Annotated in this window: 3 protein-coding genes and 1 pseudogene; 1 reads left to right on the forward strand and 3 read right to left on the reverse strand. The window is 61.4% G+C overall.

Annotated elements, in window-relative coordinates; all coding sequences use genetic code 11:
- The 3 genes and pseudogenes from B3V69_RS02910 to B3V69_RS02915 form a co-directional block, all read right to left on the reverse strand.
- On the reverse strand, window positions 1–827 hold an 827-nt coding region (locus B3V69_RS02910; protein WP_296443626.1), incomplete at its 3' end, for an alkaline phosphatase family protein.
- A gap of 13 nt (window positions 828–840) precedes the next feature.
- Window positions 841–1,065: pseudogene (locus B3V69_RS20710) on the reverse strand (alkaline phosphatase family protein); the annotation flags it as partial.
- 24 nt (window positions 1,066–1,089) lie between these two features.
- Window positions 1,090–1,590 (reverse strand): Lrp/AsnC family transcriptional regulator, encoded by a 501-nt coding sequence (locus B3V69_RS02915; RefSeq protein WP_296443628.1) that lies wholly within the window; start codon window positions 1,588–1,590, stop codon window positions 1,090–1,092.
- 365 nt (window positions 1,591–1,955) lie between these two features.
- Between B3V69_RS02915 and B3V69_RS02920 the strand changes: the two genes are divergently transcribed.
- A partial coding sequence (locus B3V69_RS02920) for a TonB-dependent receptor plug domain-containing protein (protein ID WP_296443630.1) occupies window positions 1,956–3,262 on the forward strand: 1,307 nt, incomplete at its 3' end.

A 3,262-nucleotide genomic window follows, 5' to 3' on the forward strand; every position in this document is an offset into this window, starting at 1 on the left:
TGATTGCCCTTGTTCTTGGACGGGCTGCGGGCATCGCCGTCTGTGGCCGCTCCGAACATCACATGCGGCGCGGGTTCGAACGCGGTGCCGGACAATTGCGGGGCATAACGCGCCAGCTCGGCCGGCGGGATCTCGCGCCCGACATCGCCCTTGCCGGAAAGGCCACGCAGCCACGCTGCGATCCCGGCATCGCCCGTCGTTACAAGTCCGCCCTGGATCGTCATGTCGCCAGCAATGCCGTCTGCCGCCGCCATGATTTTCAGGTTGGCGCTATGGTCGACCCGCTCGAACCCGTGATCGGAAACCACCGCCAGGTCGTAATTCTTCGGCAGCGCCTTCACGATGTCGCCGATCAGTTCGTCTGAACGCTCCACCACCGCATTGACGTGCGGCACAAAGGGGCCTTCCTCGTGCGCCTCGGAATCCAGTTCGGCCAGGTGCAACAACACCAGGCCCGGCCGTTTCTGCTTCAGCAGGAAAATCGTGGCCAGGGTGCGCGACCGGTCGTCCAGCCACTGCTGCGGGAAGGACGGATAGGTGCGCGCGATCTCGTCCACCAGGCCGGGCGTGCCGAAATGGTTCACCGTCTCCATGTCAGAGGAATCCCCCAGCCGCCTGGCATAAACCTCGGGCAGGTTCCAGTTGATCTTCGCATCTACCGTCACCGGCCAGTTGACCGCGCCGATTGTGCGCCCGGCATCGGCAAGGCACTGGGTCAGGGTGCGCACCTTGATCTTGGTCGCCGACCAATAACTTAGCGCCGGGTCGGGCGGGCCGCTGGCATTCGCCAGGATGCCGTGCTGATCGGGGCGAGCGCCCGTCAGCATGGTGGTATGCGATGGCCAGGGTGATGGTCGGCCAGACGCCGGTAACGCCGTCCGCGACCTGCGACTTGGCCAGCAGGCGGCGGATATTGGGAATCTTCAAACCCAGCGCGTCGCGGTCTCGGATATAGCGCCAGTCCAGCCCGTCCACCGAAATGACCAGCAGCTTGCGGGGCGCGGCCTGTGCCGCCGGCATCGCGAGCGCCAGGGCCGCTAGTAGCGCGCCTACTCTATATAACATGCGTGGCGCGCTCACCTGGATGCCTCACTTGGGCCGGTTCTGACCTTCGAACACCACCGGTGGCGTCACCCGCCTTGCCACTTCGCGCAGCACGAAGCTGGACCGGATCTTGGCCACATGCGGCAGGTTGGACAATTCCTTGCGATAGATGCGGTCGTAATCGTCGAAGGAATTGACGTGGATCATGATGAAGAAGTCGGTGTCGCCCGAAACAAAGCCGCAATAGGAGATGGAAGGACATTTTACGACCTCCCGTTCGAACTCGACCAGCACATGCTCGGCCTGTGAGCTGAGCTCGATCGCCACCATCACCACGCCGGTAAAACCCAGCGAAAACATGTTGATATTGGCGTTGTAGCCGGCGATGACGCCGCTTTCTTCCAGGATTTTGCGGCGACGGGCGACGGCGGTCGAGGACAGGTTGATCCGCTCTCCCAGCAGGACATCCGCGGCGCGGCCGTCCGTGCAGAGCTCGCGCAAGATTCGATAATCTGTCGCATCGAGCGTGAGAGAGTTGGAATTCATCACAAAGTTCTCCGATGCCGCATGAAAGCAAACCAACTGATGGAAACGCTGCCCGAAATTGACGAGAACCGCAATGACGTTTCTGTTACGGTTCTTGTGCTGAAGGTGCAGACACCAAGACGGTGATGATCGTCAAACAGCAATGAAATTAGGGGGTTCGCGATTTTTTGTACCGGCGCGGTTACGCGTCATCGTGTGTGCGGCCAAACGCCGTGCAGGCGATCTCAAGAGGAGTCCGCCGATAAAATGTGCGCATTGACTGCCAAATAGACAGCAATCGCACAAAATTATTCCAACCCAAAAATAAAATCTCCCAGGGGGGAAGCGCTGCCGGAATAGCAGTTCTTTTTAGATGGGGAGTTTCAATGGGTAATTTCGGGGTCACCGTTTCCTTTCGCGCCAGCCGCGTCAGGATGTACGCATTAACCAGCGCCGCGGCCCTCTGTCTGATGGGGCCGGCAATGGCGCAGGAGGTGGCGCAAAATGACGCCTCTGTGGAATCGGTCTCCGTGACCGGTACGCGCGTCGTTCGCGACGGCTACAGCGCTCCGACACCCGTAACCGTGGTTGGTTCCGAGCAGATCGAGGCCCAGGCGCCCCAGAACCTCGCCGACTTCGTCAACAAGCTTCCCAGCTTCATCGGCAGCGAAACACCCAACACCTCGTCCGGTTCGCTTTCCAACGGCCTGGCCGGCATCAACGCATTGAACCTGCGCTCCCTGGGTATCAACCGCACCTTGATCCTGCTGAACGGGCACCGTACCCCGGCCTCGGCCGTGACCGGCGATACCGACATCAACACCATTCCCCAGCAGCTCGTGAAGCGGGTGGACGTGGTCACCGGCGGCGCGTCCGCCGACTATGGCTCCGACGCGGTCGGCGGCGTGGTCAACTTCATCCTTGATAAGGAATATACCGGCTTCAAGTCTGCCGTGGAGTATGGCGAGACCGATGCCGGCTTGCAGCCGGCCTACAAGGTCGCCGGCACCTTTGGCACCGACTTTGACGGCGGCAGGGGCCATTTCATCGTCAGCGGCGAATGGGACCAGGTCAAGGTTACGCCCAAGGATTACAACCCCAGCTGGAACCAGTCGGGCTTTTTCAAGGTCATCAATCCGGCCTATGTCGGCAACGCAACCACGAGCAACGGCGCCCCATATTACCTGTACACGTCCGGCGTCGGCGCCAGCCAGGTGACCCCAGGCGGTCTGGTCATCAACTCCACCACAACCGCCGGCGCCTCCTCGACATTGCTCAAGGGCACCTATTTCGGCTTGAACGGCACCGTGAACAACCTCAACTATGGCGCCACTACGGGCCCGTGGATGATCGGTGGCGATACTGCCGTCACCCAGGCCAATTATGGTGGCACCAGCACCTTGGCGGCCGGCGAAGTGCGCGAGGCCATCTACAGCCGGGTGAGCTACAACATCTTCCCGGATGTCGAGGCCTGGGCCGAAGGCTCGATCAGCCGCTACAAGGGCTTCAGCATCTATCAGCAGCCCCCGCAGGTCGGCGGCATCACCATCCAGGCCGATAACGCCTTCCTGCCCACCAGTATCAGCACCTACATGGCGGCCAACAACCTGCGCTCGCTGAACATGGGTTCCACCAATGCCGGCTTCCCGGAATCGGGCAGCCTGAACGGTCGTGAAGCCTGGCGCTTTGCCGG

The sequence above is a fragment of the Rhodoferax sp. UBA5149 genome (genome assembly GCF_002413825.1).
In the GTDB taxonomy this organism is placed as follows: domain Bacteria; phylum Pseudomonadota; class Gammaproteobacteria; order Burkholderiales; family Burkholderiaceae_C; genus Rhodoferax.